This window comes from Oligoflexus sp. (assembly GCF_035712445.1).
Lineage (GTDB): Bacteria > Bdellovibrionota_B > Oligoflexia > Oligoflexales > Oligoflexaceae > Oligoflexus.
Genome location: NZ_DASTAT010000139.1, coordinates 19,376 through 39,659, shown reverse-complemented (window position 1 = coordinate 39,659; position 20,284 = coordinate 19,376). Strand labels below are relative to the sequence as shown.

Annotated in this window: 15 protein-coding genes and 1 pseudogene; 9 read left to right on the top strand and 7 right to left on the bottom strand. The window is 54.4% G+C overall.

The features are described 5' to 3' along the window. Positions 1 to 5 precede the first annotated feature (5 nt). Positions 6 to 980, bottom strand: a complete 975-nt coding sequence (locus VFO10_RS28915) for a hypothetical protein (RefSeq protein ID WP_325145505.1) — start codon at positions 978 to 980, stop codon at positions 6 to 8. Between the two features lie 483 nt (positions 981 to 1,463). Here VFO10_RS28915 and VFO10_RS28910 point away from each other — a divergent pair, with 483 nt between their 5' ends. Beyond that, positions 1,464 to 2,945: a sensor histidine kinase gene (locus tag VFO10_RS28910; protein WP_325145504.1), complete on the top strand. Its 1,482-nt coding sequence runs from the start codon at positions 1,464 to 1,466 to the stop codon at positions 2,943 to 2,945. On the opposite strand, the gene VFO10_RS28905 is transcribed toward VFO10_RS28910, so the two are convergent. Both VFO10_RS28905 and VFO10_RS28900 read right to left on the bottom strand, forming a co-directional pair. Then, positions 2,946 to 3,695: an enoyl-CoA hydratase gene (locus tag VFO10_RS28905; RefSeq protein WP_325145503.1), complete on the bottom strand. Its 750-nt coding sequence runs from the start codon at positions 3,693 to 3,695 to the stop codon at positions 2,946 to 2,948. A gap of 69 nt (positions 3,696 to 3,764) precedes the next feature. Beyond that, positions 3,765 to 5,729, bottom strand: a complete 1,965-nt coding sequence (locus VFO10_RS28900; protein WP_325145502.1) for a 7TM diverse intracellular signaling domain-containing protein — start codon at positions 5,727 to 5,729, stop codon at positions 3,765 to 3,767. A 112-nt stretch (positions 5,730 to 5,841) separates the two neighbouring features. On the opposite strand from VFO10_RS28900, the gene VFO10_RS28895 reads away from it, so the two are divergent. The 5 genes from VFO10_RS28895 to VFO10_RS28875 all read left to right on the top strand — a co-directional run bounded on the left by VFO10_RS28895 (position 5,842) and on the right by VFO10_RS28875 (position 11,912). Further along, on the top strand, positions 5,842 to 7,320 hold the full coding sequence (locus VFO10_RS28895) for a flippase (RefSeq protein ID WP_325145501.1): 1,479 nt from the start codon (positions 5,842 to 5,844) through the stop codon (positions 7,318 to 7,320). An 89-nt stretch (positions 7,321 to 7,409) separates the two neighbouring features. Continuing rightward, a complete protein-coding gene (locus tag VFO10_RS28890; protein ID WP_325145500.1) occupies positions 7,410 to 8,594 on the top strand; it encodes an ABC transporter substrate-binding protein in 1,185 nt (394 codons plus the stop codon). A 15-nt stretch (positions 8,595 to 8,609) separates the two neighbouring features. Further along, positions 8,610 to 9,530 carry a branched-chain amino acid ABC transporter permease gene (locus VFO10_RS28885; protein WP_325145499.1) on the top strand — a complete coding sequence of 307 codons (921 nt, stop codon included), beginning with the start codon at positions 8,610 to 8,612 and terminating at the stop codon, positions 9,528 to 9,530. Positions 9,531 to 9,537: 7 nt separating this feature from the next. After that, on the top strand, positions 9,538 to 11,193 hold the full coding sequence (locus VFO10_RS28880; protein WP_325145498.1) for a branched-chain amino acid ABC transporter ATP-binding protein/permease: 1,656 nt from the start codon (positions 9,538 to 9,540) through the stop codon (positions 11,191 to 11,193). Then, a complete protein-coding gene (locus VFO10_RS28875; RefSeq protein ID WP_349259395.1) occupies positions 11,193 to 11,912 on the top strand; it encodes an ABC transporter ATP-binding protein in 720 nt (239 codons plus the stop codon). The genes VFO10_RS28880 and VFO10_RS28875 overlap by 1 nt, the downstream gene beginning before the upstream one ends. Before the next feature lie 3 nt (positions 11,913 to 11,915). Here VFO10_RS28875 and VFO10_RS28870 read toward each other — a convergent pair whose 3' ends face one another. After that, on the bottom strand, positions 11,916 to 12,173 hold the full coding sequence (locus tag VFO10_RS28870) for a DUF493 family protein (protein WP_325145496.1): 258 nt from the start codon (positions 12,171 to 12,173) through the stop codon (positions 11,916 to 11,918). Positions 12,174 to 12,782: 609 nt separating this feature from the next. Between VFO10_RS28870 and VFO10_RS28865 the strand changes: the two genes are divergently transcribed. Together VFO10_RS28865 and VFO10_RS28860 are read left to right on the top strand one after the other, a co-directional pair. Further along, positions 12,783 to 13,805: a hypothetical protein gene (locus VFO10_RS28865; RefSeq protein WP_325145495.1), complete on the top strand. Its 1,023-nt coding sequence runs from the start codon at positions 12,783 to 12,785 to the stop codon at positions 13,803 to 13,805. A gap of 273 nt (positions 13,806 to 14,078) precedes the next feature. Further along, the gene (locus tag VFO10_RS28860; RefSeq protein WP_325145494.1) at positions 14,079 to 16,682 is read left to right on the top strand and encodes a GH36-type glycosyl hydrolase domain-containing protein; all 2,604 of its coding nucleotides are present in this window, start codon (positions 14,079 to 14,081) and stop codon (positions 16,680 to 16,682) included. A 40-nt stretch (positions 16,683 to 16,722) separates the two neighbouring features. On the opposite strand, the gene VFO10_RS28855 is transcribed toward VFO10_RS28860, so the two are convergent. Continuing rightward, the gene (locus VFO10_RS28855) at positions 16,723 to 18,222 is read right to left on the bottom strand and encodes a hypothetical protein (protein WP_325145493.1); all 1,500 of its coding nucleotides are present in this window, start codon (positions 18,220 to 18,222) and stop codon (positions 16,723 to 16,725) included. A 197-nt stretch (positions 18,223 to 18,419) separates the two neighbouring features. On the opposite strand from VFO10_RS28855, the gene VFO10_RS28850 reads away from it, so the two are divergent. Beyond that, on the top strand, positions 18,420 to 19,814 hold the full coding sequence (locus VFO10_RS28850; protein ID WP_325145492.1) for an MFS transporter: 1,395 nt from the start codon (positions 18,420 to 18,422) through the stop codon (positions 19,812 to 19,814). 32 nt (positions 19,815 to 19,846) lie between these two features. Here the strand turns inward: VFO10_RS28850 and VFO10_RS31515 are convergent, their stop codons facing one another. Both VFO10_RS31515 and VFO10_RS31510 read right to left on the bottom strand, forming a co-directional pair. After that, entirely contained in the window at positions 19,847 to 20,035 is a 189-nt protein-coding gene (locus tag VFO10_RS31515; protein WP_414697046.1) for a PAN domain-containing protein, read from the bottom strand. Then, positions 19,983 to 20,183 (bottom strand): annotated as a pseudogene (locus VFO10_RS31510) (hypothetical protein); the annotation flags it as partial. The pseudogene VFO10_RS31510 and the gene VFO10_RS31515, both read right to left, overlap by 53 nt. Between the last annotated feature and the right edge of the window lie 101 nt (positions 20,184 to 20,284).

The following is a 20,284-nucleotide window of genomic DNA, read 5'->3' as shown; positions in this document are numbered from 1 at the left end:
CTCCGTTATTGACAGAAGCTTGGGTCTTTGGCCACAGTCGACAGAGCCGACTGGATCATGCCCGATGTTTTGAGAGCGTCCACACACTTGTCAAACACGGCGGCTTCGCAGGCGTTTTCTTCACGACCATAAAGGTACTGGAAAACGGTGCGGCAGGCGTTGAACACAAACTGCTCGGAATCAACCATGGCGTTGACGAGTTCCTTGTCGTCTTTCAGCATCAGGCCGCCCAGAACTTCCTTGGGGGTGCCGTCGGTCGGCGTGAAGGTCACGTTGTTGCCTTGACGCTGGACGCGGGTCAGAACCTGGGCGGTTTTATCGAGAGCGTACCAGCCATCGTAGTGACAGCCTTTACAAGCAGGAGCTGCGCGGCCGGTGGCCGAAACGTCAGCACCAGGAGCGTTGGTCGTTGCCACTAAGTGAAGACCAAGGACGTTGTTTGGCAGGCGATAGGCCGAGTTCAGTTTCAGACCGGTCAATTCGTTACCAGCGTAACGAAGGAGCCAGGCCTGGCTGCGGAAGTAACCAAGGCCGTTGGGGTCAGGCTGAACGCTGACAGTACGGGCATTGGCGGCGCCAGTGGCGACGATGTTATAGGGACCGTTGAAGAGCTCCTTCCAGGGCTTGGCATTCTGCATGATGTACTTGCTCAGGTGATACGCACCGTCCTCTTCGGTCGTGGCACCAGGAGAATCGTTCATGATGCTATTGATGAAGCGGGCGAAGCGTTCCTGAAACGCCGCGTCGGCGATCATCGCATCGACTTGCGACTGCGGATCGGTGCTTTGCAGCAGTTCGGGTGTTGGGGAAGTTCCCAGAAACGCTACTGATAGACGAGTCGCGCAGCGGACGTTCTTACCGGGATCAGCATCATTCTGAGCCTGGGCTTTGCTGCCGATCTGCAGGCTGGTGAGCACACCGGCCGCGATGGCCAACACCGCTCCCACTCCTATGACCGTTTTTCTGATGTTCGTCGACATTCCAAATCTCCTGATGCTCTTGAAAATGTTGTGCTCCTTCCAAGTGCATTGCATGTGCCAGAGTGGGCCTTGAAAAACTTCTCAATCAAAACAGAAGACTGCAAAAACCCTTACAAAAGACGTAAGGACGAAAGCTCTGTCACTCAAATTGGTGTTTTTCGTTTTAGCCTGGAGTTTGGCCTGTTTACAAATTTAACTCTGGTTTTCGCGGGCGGGTAACGAAGGCATTTCCACCCAGTTTTTTCATAAAGCAGAACTATTTCCGAGTTTTAGAATTTTGGACCAGGTTCACGAGGGATTTCTGCCCAGGATTCTGACGCCAAGGAAGAATTTGGACAGTGGAGGGGCCCATTGCCCAAGGAATTGACAGCCTAATCTTGAGAATTGGATCCGGAAGTTAAAAGTTTTTTTCGTCTGCACCAAAAGCGAAGCCGATACGACCTTAAGTTTTCTCCACGTGCCTGGTGAATAGAGGGAGGTTTTATGCCTCTGTTTACGATTCTTATGAGTCTCCTGCTTTTGCAGGTGCTTTTGACTGCGAGTCTCTTTTGGGACCACAGGGGTGGCCGGATGCTGCTTTTGCATCTGGGCGCGCAGACCCTCTGCTGGACTCTTTTGAAGCATTTAGAGGATCCTTCATCGCAGCTCTTCAGCCTCGGCATGGAACAAACCGTATTCTGGGCCAATATCCTCCTCGGTTTGGTTTGGGTGGATTGGTCGCTGGCGTCACGCCCGATCAAAATCCTTTTCGCAGGACTCATACTCCTGGGCGCTGCCGCGTCCTTCCTTGAGCTTTTTGAATTTGACGTCGCGCTTTATGTGGCGGGAACGCAGATCGCCTTGCAGCTCGTGATTGCCTTTCTTTTGGCGCAAACGATCCAAAAGGATCAGGATGTTTCCCTCTCGGCTTTTTTAGGCGGATGGCTGGGCCTTATGGCCATTCATCTGTGGTCCCTTGTGAGCGTTCTCGGCTTCGAGCAGGAGCCGGACATGTCCTCGCAGTTCATTGGCGCTTTCATCGCCGGTACGGCCGCCTGCTTCCGCCTTGCCTGGCTTATGATATCCGAGCGGAATCAGGAAATGGAGCGCCTCAAAGACGAGCTTCAAGCCCGTGACGAGGCTCTGGAGCAAAAAGATAAGCAGGTGCTGGAGGTGTCCGAACAGTTCCTGACTTTGGAAAAAGAATTCTTGAAAATGGAGAAGGATCTGAAGCGGAGCCAGGCGGAGCTTTATCAGCAGGCCAAGACCACAAGCCTCGGCCAATCCTCGGTGCAGATAAGTTATCAGCTTCAGAGCATGCTGGTCGGCAGCATGAATCGGCTGCGGCGCATCGTGCAGGGGCTGGAGGATGCGGGGCATCGCGATTCCGCTGTGTGCCAGCAGCTGGCCGTTATTTTAAAAAGCATGGACCAGGCCACGATCCTGACCAGCTCTTTGCAAAAATTCGGCGGCGGCCGCAAGGAATCCGCGGATGCCATGCTCAATGTTCAGACCTGGCTGCAGGAGGTCATCAGCCTTTGCGATCAGCGTATGAAAAAGAGTGACATCCACCTGGATATCAAAGATGAAGCCGGCGACCTTTGGGTGAAAGGGCGGGTGGCGGATCTGATGCATGCGCTCCTGATTCTTTTGAACAACTCCTGCGAGGCGCTCGAATACAGTGAAGTGAAACGCATCACGATCGAACTGAAGCGCGTGGCGCACGAAGGTCAGGAATGGCTCCGCTTCATTATCAGCGATAGCGGCCAGGGGGTACCGACCGGCATCCGCGCGCGCATCTTCCAGCCCTTCTTTTCCACCAAGAATCAGGGGCAGGGAAGTGGCCTGGGCCTGACCATAGCCTCGCGCATCTTTGCCGATCACGGCGGGGGCATTCAGCTGGATGCCGAAGCGCTGGCCACCACCTTCATCGTCGAGCTGCCGCTGCAGACCTCGATGCCCCAGCTTCACGAACAGCTGCCCTGATCATTTGCGGGCGAAGAAAGCCTGGATCGCCTGGGCGACTTCAGGTGAACGAAGCCTTTTGATGAAGGCGTCGCCTTCCACGCGCATATGGTTCAATAGCTCGGCCTCCTGACTTTTCTTCAAAAGAGCCTTGGATTCCAGCATGGCCGTTCGCGGCTTGGTCGCCAGGATTGCTGCGCGCTGCCGCGCATATTCCAAAAGCTTCGGCTGCTCGACGATCTGATTGATGATGCCATGCTGCAGAGCGGCCTTGGCATCGAAGGCCTCACCGAAGTAAAGAAGTTCCTGGGCGGCTTTGGATCCTGCTATACGGGGAAGCAGAAGGCTCGATCCTCCCTCGGGCACCAATCCGAGATTGATGAACGGCAGTTGGAAACGGGCGTTGTCGGCCGCATAGACGATATCAGCGTGCAGCAGCAAAGTGGTGCCAATCCCCACCGCAAAGCCTTCGACGGCACAGACGATGGGTTTAGGAAAGCTGGCGATCGCGCTTAAAAAATGGAAGACCGGGGCATCGGTACCCGAGGGCGGAGATTCCAGAAAATCTTTCAGATCATTGCCTGACGAGAAATTATTCCCCGCGCCCCAGATCAGGACGGCCGCGACCTCGGCCCGTTGGGCGGCCTGGTTCAATTCCTCAGTCAGCTTTGAGTACATGGCGTTGGTGAAAGCATTCTTGCGCTCAGGACGGTCCAGGACCAATTCCAGAACGGAACCTGCGACAACACTGCGGATACCATCGGTGCTCATAGGGACTCCCTCTTCGTTCGATCAGAGGCCCATCATGCGGAAATTTAGGGGATATGCAAGCGCTAACACCTACGCAGCCAGCAAACGACACAGAAGGTAGGAGGAATCGTCTTCCAGCGTAAGCTGATTCCTCTGCATCATCTGCCCAATATCCCCATGAATGCGGTCCATGGAAAATTCCGGGCGGATATGTTCGGCTATGGCTTTCAGATGATTGCGCTGGCCGTTTTCCGCTTGATCCAAAAGACCATCGGTGAAGAGGAAAATCACGTCCCCTGCGGTGGCCTGCCAGGAGTCGTGACCAAAATCGGGTTCGTCGCTGATCCCCAAAGGCGAGCCGCCTTTCAGCATGAAATGCTGGCCCTGGCGGCTGCTGATCAGAACAGGTGTATGCCCAGCGTTGCGATATTCGATGCGATAGGTTTCCAGATTGATGCAAACCAAAGCCATGGTGGCCATGAGTCCGGTGTTTTGGGCCGTCGTTCGCACCACATGATCCAGCCGATCCATGAGAACGCGCACCAGCTCCGCGTCGGAGAGGGATTGCACGGGTTCGGCAGCGGTCAGGCCATAAAAGGCCCCATGCAGTGCCCCGGTCAGCAGCGCCGAGGGCAGGCCGTGGCCGGTGACATCCGAGATGGCGAGGACGAGGCGCCGCCGCGGGGCATCGTACGCATAGCCCAGCCAGTCGCCTCCGATCTTGGCGCTCATCTGATGCGAGCTGCGAATTTCAAAGAGGGGATTGACGCTATCGCTTCGAATGAAGGCTTCCTGCACCGTATGGGCATCATCCAGGCTCTGCTCCAATTTTTCACGAGCCTCCTGCTCCTCGCGCTGTTCCCTTTGCGTGCGGCGGAACTGATCACCGACCGCGACACCCAGGAGGATCGCCTGGATCGCAGCGCCGAGGATGGGAAATTCAAAGCGGATCGTTTCCTGCCATTCAGGGCTGGGCGCAACCCACAGATTCAGGTCCTGAATGAAAACGAGGGCATTGCCGATCAAAACCGGCAGCCAGGCTATGGAAAAATATCGGGCCGGAGCATAGCCGCGCGCCCAGATCTTCAGACCGAGGCCATAGTAAAAGAAGATGCAGAGCATCGAAGCCAGGACGGAATACTTCATCACCTCAGGCGACATATCAAAAATAGCCCAGCTGATAAAAAAGAGCGCGCGCAGAGGCACGAGCCGGATCACAAGATCAAGACGCGGACTGTGATTCTGCGTTTGCAGCGTATCCCTGACGAAGAGAGCGCCGAAGATATGAGTCAGCTCGCCCAGCAGGATCGCGGCCCGGTTGGACCACCAGGGGGACTGAGGCCACAGATAAAGCCCGGCCATCTGATTATAGGTGAACTGATAGACGAGGTGAAAGAACAGCAGCAGAAGACTGTAATAGAGAAAATTCAGGTGACGCGTGCGGATGAAAATATAAAGCGTCAGCATATAGGTGAAGACCATGACGCCGGCATACGCGCCCAGAAAATAGGCTTCGCGTTTTTCCTTGGCTTCCAGGGTTTTTTGCGTATGAATCTCGGGATTCAGATTCATAGCGTGATCAGACCTGATCCGAAAATACCAGAGTCCCGGACGACCCGGATCCAAGGTGATGCGAAAGGCCGGAGATCGGGTGTGGTCCGACGGTGAGCGGGGCACGCTCAGGCCTGCCTCATAAACAGGCTGGTCCCGGCCCGGGACGAAGACCTGCCAGTGACTCAGCAGCGCGGAGTCGAATTCGATCCAATGCGGCTGCGCGTAAAGATCTTGATGCGGCGGCAATTCCAGGCGAACCCAGAGGGTGCCGCGGGTGAAGCCAAATCCCAGGGAGCTTTTGGGAATAGTTTGAAAATCCTGATTTTGCGCTGCTGCGAAATCGCTTTGACCCGTGGCATCGAACCAGTACTTCAGATTGTCCCCATGACGCTCGAATGTGTGATCGGCCTGCGCGGGCCCATCACCGAAGAGGACGAGCGTCGCAAGCATGCTGAGAAGCAACGCTATCCATGGGGTCTTGGGAAGATTCCAAGGGGTCAAAGTCCACCTCCGCGCCTCTTCAAATATCGGGTGTTTTTGTGATTTCTAAAGATCCCCGGGGTGCTACACTGAGTAGACAGCAACGCCGCTTTTTGAAGGGGATCCGTGACGCATGGATGAGACGCAGCCGCACAGCATGCATCGCAAAATCGCTCGTAACGTCTCCCTTCTCAGTCTGTCCGTGGGCATGACCATGCTGATCGGTCTGGCCCTCAAGATGATCCTGCCGCGCATCATGGGCCCGGAAAAGATGGGGGTCTTTTATTTCGCGGATTCCTTCACCACGGCGTTCTTCGCTTTTCTTCCGCTTGGTTTCACGACCTATATCAATCGCACGGTGCCGAGCGACCACGGGCATGTGCGGGATATTTTCGGAACCATCGTCCTTGTGGAACTCATGATGGCCGCCCTGATTTCCGTGGCCATGTTCGTCGGTCTCTGGGTCTTCAAACGCGATGCGGGGGCCGAGACCTGGAGCACGGTGATGATCATGGGCGTCTATGCCGCGACCTTCAACTTCCAGCGGAACATCCTGCAGAAGATCTTCATTGCCATTGACCAGGTGCGTTTGGTTTCCATCATCAACGTCGTGGTGAAAATCGTTCTGGTCGGCGGCTGCTTCATCGTTTTCAAACTGCATCCGACCATACTTTTGGTGGCGGTGATGCATGCCCTCTCGGAAATGTTCGGCCTCGCTTATATGATGCTGCAGGCGCGGCGTCAGCAGTTTTTCGGCGCCGGATTCAACAGCGATCGGCTCCAGACGCTTCTGAAAGCCAGTCTGCCCTTCTATATCGCGGGTGTGCTGACCACATTTTTTACCGAGACCGACACCAATATGCTCAGCTTTTTGAGCACGGATATCGAGGTGGGCTACTTTGGTTCGGCGAATAAGCTCATCGGCGTTTTCCTCCTTCTCATCCCCATCCTGCAGAGCTCCTTCACGCCGGCTCTGTCGCAGGCGCTGCATGATGGGCAGGGGCAGTTTGAAAAACTCTATAAGCAGCTGATGAATCTGATCCTGGTTTGCTGCCTGCCCCTCAGCATCGTGCTTGTGCTCTTTGGCGACTATATTTCGCGGCTGCTTTACGGGGATGGTTTTCAGGCCAGCTATAAAATTCTCTGCTTTCTGGCGCCCGTTTTAACGATGATGTACATCAATACCTTTACCGGAGCCTGCCTCTATCTTTCGAGTTCAGGTGGAAAGATTTCGCGGATTTTCATCGTGGGCTTGATCATCAACGTGGTGCTGGATTATTTCGCCATTCCATTTGGTATGAAATTCGGTCCTGGTGGTGCCGGTGTGGCTGTTACGTTCTGCACCTTCCTCTGCGAAGTTTACACCTTTTTGGCGATGACCCGCATCTTTCCGAACCGTGTCCTGGACATGAAGCTCTTCAAAAATATGCTCGTCATCCTTGCTCCCTGCTGGCTGGGCATGATTTTCTATGAACTCATGATCGCTCTCAACTTCTGGCAGCGCCTGGGAATCGCGGCTCTGGTCCCGTTTTATGCGCTGCTCACGCGCCTTGTAACGATGACCGAGATCAAGGCTTTTACCAGGTTCCTGCGTTCGACTCTTACTTCGTGACATACTTATTCTTCCGTGATGTTTGACAATTCGCCGGCTTTTGGGCAGTTTTATCCGACAGTCCATCCCTCTTCTCTTTGGAGAAAGCCATGCGTGCGAATCGAAGCGTTCAACGGATCGTTCTGGGCGGTGCCCTTCTGATCCTTGCCCATAGTTCCCGGCTTTGGGCCGTCGTCCAGGGGCCCCTGCCTATCGGCGTGGCCGTGTCGCAAACCTCAAACGTCGCTCTGCTCGGTCAGGAGCAGGTCATCGGTGTGCGCCTCGCCGAGGAATATTTCAATAGCAAGGGTGGTGTCGGCGGCACGAAGATTCAAATACTGCTCGAAGATTCCGCCGCTGATGAAGCCTCGACCATCAATGCCTTCAATGCGCTTCTGCGAAAAAACGTTCTGGCCATCATCGGGCCGACTCTTTCGCAGCAGGCTTTTGCCGCCGATCCTTTGGCTGATAAGGCCAAGGTGCCCGTGATCGGTCCTTCCAATACGGCCAAGGGCATACCCCAGATCGGGAATTACGTCAGCCGCGTCTCGGCTCCGATTGCGATCGTGGCCCCGCATGCTTTGGAAGCTGCTTTGAAGCGCAATCCGCAGCTGAAGAGTGTCGCGGTTCTCTTCGCGCAGAACGATGCCTTCAGCACCTCGGAATCGCAAACCTTCCAGGAGGCGGTGAAGGCCGATAAACGCCTGCAGCTCGGCACCGCGCAGAAGTTTCAAACCACCGATACGGATTTCACGACTCAGGTGACCGAAGTGATGAAGGTGAAGCCTGACCTTGTGATTATTTCCGGCCTGGCCGCGGATGGCGGAAACCTTGTGAAGCAGCTGCGGCAGCTCGGTTATAAGGGTCTTATCATCGGCGGTAATGGTCTGAATACCCCGAACGTTTTTCCCGTTTGCCAAAAATACTGCGATGGAATTCTGATCGCCCAGGCCTATTCTCCAGAAGCGCCCGATCCGATGAACAAGGTCCTGGTTGACCTTTATCAAAAGAAGCATAAGAAAATGCCCGGGCAGTTCACAGCCCAGGCCTTCACTGCCGTTCAGGTCGTAGTCGAGGCTTTGAATGCCCTGGATCAGAAGAAAAAAATCACCAGCTACGATCTGAAGGATCTGCGGCAGGATCTGAACAAGCAGATTCTGAGCCAGAGCTATCAGACGCCGCTCGGGGCCATCAGCTTCGACAAGGACGGCGAGATCGTTCAGAAGTCCTTTTACGTCGCTGAAATCAAAATGGAAGCCGATAACAAAAACGGAACATTCGCCTTTCTTAAATAAGCGGAGCAGGTTTTCATGCTGCAAATCCTGCTGAATGGACTATCCATCGGATCGGTCTACGCGCTTTTTGCTTTGGGCTATGCTTTGGTTTTTTCGCTGCTCGGCGTGATAAACTTCGCGCAGGGCGCCGTCTTTGCCATCGGTGCTTACTTAACCTGGAGCCTGACGAGCGGCAGCTGGGGCGGTGGCCAGCTGCCTCTTTGGGAGACGGATGTTCGGCTGCCCTTTCTTCTGGCCGCAGGAATCTCCATCGTGGTCTGCGCCGCGCTCAGCGCCCTGATCGAACGCTTTGCGTTTGAACCTTTGCGCCGCCGCAAGGCCGAGCCTTTGCTTTACCTCGTTTCGAGCCTGGGCGTGGCGATCGTCCTGGTCAATGCCCTTCTTCTGATTTACGGCGCGGAAACCCGGAATTTTGATTTGGAAAGCATGAGTTTCATTCCTGTGCTTGTGGAGTGGGGTGAGCTACGCGTTCGCGGCATTCAGCTCGTGATCCTGGCCATATCCCTTCTATCTTTGGCGGCGCTCCTCCTTATCTTCCGCTTCTCCATGCTCGGCAAGGCCCTGCGCGCCGTGGCGGAAAATCAGACGACCGCGAGCCTTCTGGGCATTCCTGTTCATCGTACGATAGTTCTGACCTTCGCTCTGTCCGGGGCGCTCGCGAGTCTTGCCGGTACCCTGGTCGCCAGCGGTTTCAGTATTCCTGGTCCGCATTTCGGTCTGCTCTTTGGCCTGAAAGGACTGGCGGTCATCGTGCTGGGCGGCATGGGCGAGATCTCCGGGGCTGTGCTCGGCGGCCTTATGCTCGGATTGATTGAAGCCGCTGTGCCCGCAGAGTATTCGGGTTACAAGGAAGCGGTAGCCTTTGCCCTTTTATTCGTGGGTCTGATGGTGCGTCCGCAGGGTCTTTTGGGACGGCGGACTCTGGAAAAACTTTGAGATCATTATGCCGGAATTGGATGCGTTCATAATTATTGTGATGCTGCAGCAGGCTCTGCTCGGCATCAGCCTTTACGTGCCTTTGATGAGTGGTCAGCTGTCGTTGGCCTCGCCCGCGTTTTATGCGATCGGTGGTTATCTCGCAGCTTTGATATCGACCAAAATGTTTCAGGACGCTGAAGGTCTTTATCCCTGGACCTGGGTGCTCGCCGAGATGCTGCTGGCCGGTGTTCTTTGTTTTATCCTGGCCCAGGCTATCGGCCGCATGGTGCTGAGGCTGCGCGGAATTTATCTGGCGCTTGCGACGCTGGCCCTGGTCGAAGTCGTGCGCGTGACCTGTTTGAATCTGGAGTGGACCGGCGGCGCGATTGGAATCTTTTCCATACCGCAGGTTTTTGAAGAGCAAAAGGGCTATCTTTGGCTGTTTTTGCCGCTTTTTTTGCTGATCCTCGCCGCTGTTCGCGGGCTGGAACGCGGACGTCTGGGTGAAGCCTTTCGCGCTCTGCGTGAAGATGAATATGCGGCCGCGGCGATGGGGATTGATCCCGCCCGCTGCAAGACGCTGGCTTTTGCGCTCGGGGCTGCGATCGCAGGGATTACAGGAGTAGCCAGTGCCCATCTTCTGAATACCTGGAATGCGCGGCAGGGCACATTTGATGCGAGCATCAATATCCTTGCCTACGTGGTCATCGGCGGGCCCTGGTCGGTGTGGGGCGCGGCTCTGGGGGGCGCGATGCTTTCAGCTTTGCCCGAGGTTTTAAGACCGCTTCAGGATTATCGCCTTGTGGTGAATGGAAGCCTGATAGTCCTCGCGAGCCTCTATCTGCCGCGCGGACTCATTCCCGATCGCCCTCGGCGGCGTCCGCGTCCTCAATCCTGGCCGGCTCTGCGGGAGGCAGGCCTGCCGAACCGTGATACGGTTCTGAAGGTGGATCAGCTGGCTGTGCAGTTCGGTGGTCTTAAAGCCGTTCAGAATCTTTCGCTGGAGATTCGGCGCGGAGAAATCTTCGGACTCATCGGCCCGAATGGAGCCGGGAAAACCACGGTATTCAATGCGCTGACAGGTTTTGTGACGCCCAGCTCGGGAGCCATTTCATTTTTGGGCCAGGACCTGACGCGTGCCTCGGTGCATCATCGAGCGCGGCTCGGACTCATGCGAACCTTTCAGAACCTCAGGCTTCTTCGCAAGCAGACCGTTTTGGATAACATACTTTCGGCCACCCATCGCTTCTCTGCTCAGGAAAGAAAGAAAATCTTTCCCGCGGGCGCTGCGGCCGAGGCCTGGGCCTGGATGGAATTCGTCGGGCTTTTGGATAAAGCGGATCGCTCTGCAGGGGATTTGAATTATGGGGATCAAAGGCGTTTGGAATTGGCCCGGGCTTTGATGTCACGACCTGAGGTGCTGTTGATGGATGAACCTGTGGCCGGCATGAATCCCAGCGAAAAGGCCGGCATGCAGGCTCTGATTCGCCAGATCCGGGATCGCTTTGGAATCACGGTGATCCTGATCGAACATCATGTGCCGCTTGTTTTAGGTATCTGTGATCGCATCGCGGTTTTGAATTTCGGCGAATTGATCGCGCTCGGTGAACCGGCCGTGATTCAAAATGATGCCGCTGTGCGCAAGGCTTATTTGGGATCGGCTGAGGAGACGCCTTTATGATGTCCAAACCCCTTCTTCAGCTGGACCAGGTCTCCGTTCATTATGGAGGCATTCAGGCCCTGAGGGATGTTTCGCTGAGCGTCGCGTCCGGTGAGATCGTGACTCTGATCGGGGCCAACGGCGCGGGAAAAACCAGCTGTCTGCGCGCCATCTCGGGTTTGATTAAAATCGGCGGCGGCTCCATTCAATGGAATGGTCAGGATCTGAAAAAAATGGATGCCGCCCATCGCGTGCGCCTTGGACTTGCGCATGCGCCCGAGGGCCGCATGGTGCTCGCGCAGCAAAGTGTCGAGGATAATCTTAAACTCGGAGCCTTTGTGCATCGGCGCGACCGGGCAAGTGCCGAGCAATCCCTCGAAGAAGCCTACCAACTTTTTCCGCGACTTCGGGAAAGGCGTCATCAATCGGCCGGAACCTTATCGGGAGGCGAGCAGCAGATGCTGGCCATTGGCCGTGCATTGATGGCAAGACCGAAGCTTTTGTTGCTCGATGAACCGAGCCTCGGACTGGCGCCGCTGGTGGTCGCCGAGATCTTCGATCGCATGCGGGGACTTAATGAAAAGGGCATGGCGCTGCTTTTGGTTGAGCAGAATGCGCAGCTGGCTTTACGTTTGGCCCAGAGGGCCTATGTTTTGGAAAGTGGTCAGATCGTTTTGGAAGGGAAGGCCCAGGATCTTCTGCGCGATTCCCGGGTGAGAACCGCGTACCTGGGCGCCTGAGGATTAAAGGGATACGATGCCTTCGATCAAAGAGGCTTTTTGATAGACGGCGATGATATCATCCGAAGCCTCGATACGTGTACGGAGGCTGACGGATATATATTTACCCGTGCGGGAAAGTTTTTCTTCGATCAGGCCTGTGGGCAAAACGTCCATCAGTTCATCTTTCTTGTGCAGCGGCACGATGAACTTGAAGAGATAGTTTGAAGGCCAGGTGTGCACCGTGTCCAATCTGGTTTTAAGCTGTTCAAAAAATGCCATGGGGTCACCCTTTCTCCCTGAAAAATACAGGGCCACCCCATCTTAGGGGAAGCGGAAAACAATTGCAAGGACCGCGCCTTACCCGCATGGGTGAACCAGGCTTGCGTCGCGAGTCTTTCGCCCAAAGCTTTTTTTGTCCAAAGACATCAACAAGATAACGTTGTGCCTCCTCCAGCCTCCGCATCCAATTCTCGGAGGCCTCCGGGCTGGACTTGGTCTTTTCGGCATGCATCCGCAGAAAGTTGGTGCGGACATCTGGAGCCATGTGCAGGCCATCAACGCAGACATAAATCACAGCGTTTTTCTCGATCCGTTCCCAGACTGAGTCGCGCTGTTCCCAGATGCGATCCTGCACATAACGGAAGCCACTTTTCGCATCATGGGAAAACGCCAGCTGAAGATGAGCGGCATCGTTTGCGGCTGACTTGATTAGTGGCGTATGGAATTCTTCCCAGCGTCCAGCAGCAATCTCACTGAATAACAAGAAGTCGGCAAGCTTATGTCAGGCAAGATCTGCCCGCGCAGGCACACAGCCCCTATGTTAAGTTCAACTGGAGTCAAATAGAAATAGTGCAGTCGCCAAACTTTCACGAGAGAGGATCTGGCGTTATGGGTAGCTCACTTCATCCGTTAGCGTCCCTGGCCTTGTCTATGGTTCTGATCAGCTGTGGTTACAGTGAGCAGTCCAGCGAGATTACGAAGGATCCAAGCCAAGGACTGGGCCTCGCAGCATACAGAATCAGTGCCTTTGAATTGAATTACCTGAGCAATGCTGTCGATGGGCTTAGGGACAAGGTCGAGTGCACGGCACGCAAAGCGATCAAGGTTTTCGAACCCGATGCTGACGGGCGCTTTCCGGTTTTGCTTTACTTTACGGGAAGCTGGGCAGCATTTGACTCCAATGCAGCGATGGAAATCATTAAAGAAGCAGCGGGTCAGGGCTTCGTCGCAGCAACTGTGGAATACCCGAATAATACATTACCATCCTTTTGCAATGGTGCAGCTGGAACCTATAAATTGCGTTGCATCTTTTCCAGCAGTCACAATGCGGAAAGTGCTGTAAGCGCTGTCTGCTCGCGCCCCAAAGCTGACTGTGATGGACTGGGGATTGTGCTGGCAGGATTCAGTCAGGGTGGGGCTATTGCTGCCATGGGCCGCAATTGGGATCCGAGGATTCGTGGAGCCTGGACCATGGGCTATGGTGATGCCAATTCACCCTGTGATGTGCACGTCGCGGGAACCGAGCTGGGCAGTTCTGCTGCTCGGGCGCTGGACAACGAGCGCATTCGCTTTTTCCGCGGGCTCAATGAAACGTCCACTGTAGCGCTGCTGAACCGTTTGAGCGGGCGCAACTGTGCGACCGGGGCAACGTCCTGTCTGAATGGGCCGGCCGCATCGGGCTGGTTTCGTCCGCTGAATACCGAAATAACAGCAGACCTGAATCCCAATAAGCACTGCTTTTTTCAAGCCAATGGCAGGAATTCCTTTGGCGCTTTGAAAGATTGCGCTACTCCAGATGCGCTTGACCCCAAATGGGTGTCGCGGCCCACTGGTCAGACATTTCCTCATGGCATATTTGAAAACGTTCAGTGGTTGAAAAATTCCGTGCTACCGCTGGGACCGCAAAGATAGAAAAAATAAAAGGCGCTCGAAGCCCAGGATGCCTTCTGTGTTTTCTCGATTTGACTGAAGCGTGACAGGTCTACCCTCCAATTTCTTCTGCAAAATATCCGACTTTTTAAGGATTTTCAACGCCGTTGGAGTAATATCTGCACAGAGCACGCCCATCACGTCATGATATCATAATATAGCCATACGAGCTTCCATCTGAAAAAGGAGAGTGGCGTCATGCAGTATAGGAATTCCGTCAGAATTCTGGCGTCAGCCATCTGGGTTGTATCGCTCGTGAACCTGGCTCAGGCCGCTCCCGATGACTCCTTGAATCCGAGTTACGGCAGTGGGAATCACGGCGTTTGGGTCGAGGACGAGTTCGGACTGCCAGCCTATCAATACACGGGTTGCACCGATGTCTTAAAACCCTGCATCGATGGGCAAGACGTTGTTCATCAGCTTGGTAATGATGGAGTCAACGCACTCGCCCATGGTGATGGTTACGTGGAGCTTTATAGCGCCCGCAGCTATCATCGTTTCGCCAACCATTACAATGAGACTGCACGTGACTACGCTGGTGGCTTCGGTTGGGTGAAGGACGGCAGCAGTACGTTCAGCACTCTTTGGAAAGATCGCCCAGCCAATAGCCGCTACGAGCGCGTTTTCGGTATGGGGTATTTCAAGAAGACCATCGAGGTCAATGGATTGCAAGTTGAACACTATATTTACTTGAGCGAAGGTGAAGACGCCGTTCTTCGTGAGCGCATTATCTTCACTAACAAGTCTCCTCTCCCTAAATCGATCTCTTATGTCGACTACTGGGATGTTGCCTGGTTCCATCCCCGCATTATCAGTGGAAAGGTCTCGTCGGAATACGATGACGCAACTGTTGTAACTGCCTATGATGCTGAGCAGAGAGTTCTGAAGGCTATCGGTCAGTCGGAGGCGCGGGATAAGGAGCGCCCAGATTTTTGGCGGGACCCTGTGCCTCAAGTCTCCTTTGTCTGGCACAGACGGGACGCCCCGCAAAGCTTCGAAACTTTGCAAAGCGCCTTTTTCGGCAACGGAGATCGACAACTTCCTGAAGCTCTTCGGCTGAGTTCACTGCAAAATGGTTTGCACGCCGAGGGTACGCTCCACAATCAGGACAGCGTACTGGCAACGGAGAGAAGTTTTGTCCTCGCGCCAGGCGCTCACAAAATTCTCGATCTTGCGTTCGGCCTCTCACCTCAAGATGAGCTGCCCGCGCTTGTCAAACGCCTGGAAAAGCAACCTGATTTCACACTGCCGCGCATAGCTGCACGATGGGCACTCAAAATTCCCCGTGTCAACTTCCCTGGACATTCCTGGCTTGGACGCGAGCTGGCATGGAGCTACTACTATCTGCGATCTGGGGTGCTGCGTGAAGACTTCTTCGAAGCCAGGAACCTCAATCAAGGGAGTATCTACCTCTATGAGTGGGGCACCAACTCAGGACCTCGTTCAACATTCCGGCATCTCCTGCCACTCATCTATACCGATCCTGATCTGGCCCAGGAGAGTCTTCTCTATTTTCTTCGAGCTATGAAACCGAATGGCGAACTCCCCTATTCGACGGCAGGCTATGGAGCCTGGCACAAGCAGGACTTAACGCCGAGCGACCACAGTTTCTGGCTGCTCGCTGCAGCCCTCGAATATGTCCATGCAACTCGCGACTATGGATTCCTCGACAAAAGGATCAATTATTGGTGCGAGGAAGGCAAGGGGCGCTGTGGTAATGCCACCGTTTGGGAAATGCTTGTCGCAGCCTACCTCTATACGAAAAACGAGGTGGGGACTGGATCCCATGGTCTGGTGCGGCTCTTGAATTCGGACTGGGATGACTTCCTGGTGCTTTTCTCCCCCGATCGCAGTTCCACGATCAGTCTCGGGGAATCGACGATGAATACAGCCCTGGCCTTGCAGACCTATCCCGCATTTGCTGAGCTTGCTGAAATGCGCGGTGATTTTGTAACTTCGAATTCCGTAAGGGAAGATTCGGAACGACTTCGCACTGCGATGCTTGAGCAGTGGCGTGGCGATCACTTCAATCGGGGCTATGTTTACACTGCAGCTCAGCAGCCGGTGGAATTGGGCGCGAAATCGGTATGGATAGCTTCAAATGGGATTGCGCTGGGCGTTCCTGGGCTGATCGATGGGAGCCAGCGCCAGCAGCTCATCGCTCGCATGGAACGGGAAAATTTCAATACATCGCCAGTTGGGTTGGCGGCCATAGGGTCTGAAGTTTTTGAAGGCGGAACGCCAGGCAATTGGTATTCGCTTGCTGGACCAACGATCGAGAGCCTCCTGCTTCAAGGCGAACGCGACTTGGCTTTCCGCATGTTTTTGAAACAAACTTTGGCGAATCATGCGGCCGCACATCCTGAATATGCTCCTGGAATCTGGTCCGGTCCAGACATGTATTTTACCCCTCTTGATGAGAAAGCAAATCTGGGTAGGGCGGGTTCAACCTGGTGCTTTCAGAATATGTGTATGGGTCATCTTCCTTATACCAATATGTTTGCTCATAGTGAGCCTTTGCTCAGTAGCCTGCGCGTAGCCGGCGTTCGGGCCGATGCGCGTGGCTTTGTCGTCGATCCCGGAGTGCCAGGACCATACTCATGGACCAGTCCTCGTTTTGGATTGATCTATGGTGAAAATTCTGTTGTTGGGTGGATGCGTGCCATCGCTAACGACAGTCTCAGTTATCGTATTCGACTGCCTGACAGCATGCGTGATGACCCGCAGGTCCTGGTCAACGGGATCCTGGTAAGATCCCAGCTGGAATGGAAAGCTCGCGGTGATGGGAGCATGGAGAGATTTGCGGTCTTTGATTTGCCACTGCACGCAGAACAATACGTGCACTGGCTGCTCCATTAAGAACTACATAGTCGGATGAATGGCTCCCGATAAGGCCTCTTCATAGCATATCATCCGGCATGCTCAGCATTCGTGATAGGAGTCGGTTCAGCCAAACCATCTGCCTGTGCATGAGCGCCTTGTCGAGTTTATCGATGTTTGCATGAGGCGCAACCTGAACGAGGTAGCTGGGGCCCGTGATGAATGTTATGGTAGGGATTCCTGCTCGATAGGGACCGGTACCTTCACCATAGAGGTCCTTATAGGGTGCAAGCACATAGGTTCGAGAAAGATCGCTCGAGGCCACCGCATCGATCGCCAGTCGCGTCAGTCCCTGGCTATTACCAACTCCGACGATCGCAAGCTCTGACTGACCCGTTGGTCCGTATACCCCAGTAGTTTTGTCCTCTGCCCAGTTCATTGTGCCTAAGTGCTCGGGGGCAAGGGCCGCTTTGATGCGATTTTTGATCTCGGGATGTTCCTTTAGGAAAGTATCGGAGTGCACGGCACCCTCGCCTGATACCATGTGGTTTCCTGAAAGCAGGAAGAGGATATCGCGAGGTCGGCATTTTAGAGGGAGACGCGAGAAGTACTCGACCATGCTCATGACGGCGGGAACCCCATTCTCCTCAACAGCGTTTTGACCATCTGAATGCGTAAGCACAAGTATGGCTCCTTCAAGCGAACCATTACCGGGCAGTTCGGCTGCGAGGTAATCGACTTCGCTGTCTTTTTTGATGGCCGTGAGCATAAGTTTGGCTGTGATGGGCCCTGCCGCCATCAGAGCACGGAGTTTCGCTCCCTGAATGCGATCCAAGTGAAGCGCTGGCAAGCCTGCATATTGTTGTTGATGGGGATAGAACTGCCCGTTCACCTCGGCCGGTGAACGATCGATTATGTTAATCATGGCAACGGCTCCGTGCTGACGAGCCAAGGCGAGATCGGGCGCAATCCCCTGAGATGGCATCCTTGAGTAGTCTTCGTCTTCTGCTGCCGGATCTTTGGAAAACAAGGTTAATGGAGCAAGGGCTGCCGTCGTGACTTTTGGAATGGTAAGGTCAGCGAGAACGATCTTACCCTTGACGTCTGTATTTTCGTAGTCTGAAGCCTGACCTGTTTGCACGTCGACGACAGTGGCCGTGACACCCTTTGCGGGGGTTTCCCCCGAATAGGGGCGATAGTAGGCAACGGGAACTATGTGCACGCGGCCATGACTATCTTTAACCCGCAGTGACCAACGCTTTGCTTCCCAGTACTTGAGCGGCGTTGGATAGCGTTTGACACTGAGTCCATAGGCATTGAACTGCGCTTCGACAGAGTCGAGATAACGTCGGTGGATAGGGCTTCCTGCATGGCGAAAATTGTAGCTTGCCATATCCAGAGTCCTCTCCCACAAGGCATCTGAACTCATCATGGCACTCTCAGGAATGTCGCCTGGCACTGGACACTCGCTGAAGGTGTTGGCGAGCTTGGCATCGGGTATCATCACATTAGGACTGGCCCAGACGGGCGCTGTCCATGCAAGCGTCGAAAATCCCAAAAGTATGATGGCAAGGCGCATTGCGAATCCCATTTCAGTGGAAGGTCAATGGATTAAGTTCACGGAATATTGTTGCAAATGTTTCATCGTGATTCAATTCACATTTGTTTTAAGGTTATGCCTCTGCCCACTGGCCCGCCCTAAATTTACCAATATGTTGTTCCCAGAAATTCTGTGCTAAATGTAGTTTCATATTTGGGAAATGGGGGAGGGCGCTCGTGGAAACGACTGCGGAAGGCAAAATTGCTGGCCGTGAATCTCTGATGAAGAAAGCCAAAGTCTATGCACCTTCGGCTTTCTATGAATGGTACTGCCTCGTGGTTTTGCTCGGAATCTACGTGAACTCCTTTCTTGATCGTTCTATTTTAGGGCTGCTGGTCGGCCCGATTCGCGGCACCATGGGTCTGAGTGATTCTCAGATCGGTTTTTTGATGGGCCCTGCTTTCGCCGTATTTTATACCATCGCCGGACTGCCTTTGGGTTGGCTTGCCGATCGCATGAGTCGCGTGATTCTGATTGGTGTGGGACAGGTTTTCTGGACGATCGCGACCGTAAACTTTGGAATGGGACGCAGTTGGATGCACCTGGCTGTGGCGCGATCGTGCGTGGGTGTTGGAGAAGCGTCTCTCACCCCAGCCGCCTATTCCTTGATTGCGGATATTTTTCCTCCGCAGCGCCTGGGGCGAGCCCTGAGTATCTATGGAATGGGTATCTATATCGGTGGCGGTCTCGCCTCCATGCTCGGCGGCTTTATGGCTAAGAGTTTTCAGCTGGATCAATCCTATCAACTGCCCCTGATCGGAGAGCATCTCGGCTGGCAGCTGGTATTTTTCCTGGTGGCTCTGCCCTCTCTGCCTCTGACCCTGCTTCTTTTTACTTTGCGGGAACCGCGCCGGCGGGGGCAGTTGCGCTCTCAAACGAGCGGCCAGGTGATGAAGGTTCCGTTATCCATGTTCGTGCGTTATGCCATGGAAAACAGGGGAACGTTGGTGGGACATACTGTTGGTTTTTCCCTCCTCGCCTTGAGCGGCTACGGAACGTCGGCCTGGATTCCAGAATTTTTCATTCGTCTGCATGATTGGTCGCCGGCTCGGGTGGGTACGGCCATTGGCCTTATCACGATGATCTTTGGACCGCTCGGCATCCTGCTCGGTGGCTATTGGGGCGATCGCCTTCTGCAGAAGGGGCACACGGATTCAAAGCTCCGCGTTTCACTCATGGCAGCTGGCGCATGGTTGCCCTTTGGTATTGCCGGTCCTTTGATGCCAAGTGGAGAACTGGCTCTGCTTTGTCTCGCTCCGGCCCTCTTTTTTTCGTCCATGCACTGGGGGATTGCACCGGCCGCGATTCAGGAAATCATGCCGAATCAAATGCGCGGTCAGGCCTCGGCTCTCTATCTTTTCGTCATCAATTTAATTGGCCTGGGGCTTGGTCCCATGACCCTGGCTCTGGTCACGGATTTTGTTTTTAAGAACGATCAGGACATCCATCTGTCGCTGGTGCTGACGACAACCGTGGCCACCCTTCTTGCGATTCTGTGCCTGAGTCTTAGCCTCTCTCATTTCCGTGCGAGCCGGAAGCGCTACGACAGCTGGATTCAGTCGCAGGCCTAGGAAAAACCCTGGGCAGACCCAGGGTCCGTGTCTTAACGTTTCACGCCGCTGGTCCAGCCATGGCCTGAATAAGCTTGCTTGTCCGCGCTGCCACTCTTCAAAAAGCATGATTGCGACGCAGCGTGCCAGGTATAGCCCGAACATGCCGTTTGACAGGTGCAGGCGGCTTTATAGGTGCCGACGTTCGCGGTTCGATAAACGGCAAGGTCGTTGCCCAGCATAATCCTGGAATTGATTGCTCACTTTGAGATAAGTGATCCAATCGGGGTGACTGTAAAGTTTGCGATCAGAGTTATAGCTTTTCAGATAGCAGGTCTGCGATTGCAGATGAAAAGTGGCTCCGGTGCATTGATTTTGGCTCAAACAGCTGTCGGCGCATTGAGCGCATTTCCTTCACTCAAGTTTTTTGGAAGCGAAGAAAGACTTCTATGGAATCTATGACATCAGGTATGCACGGCGACACGAGTGAA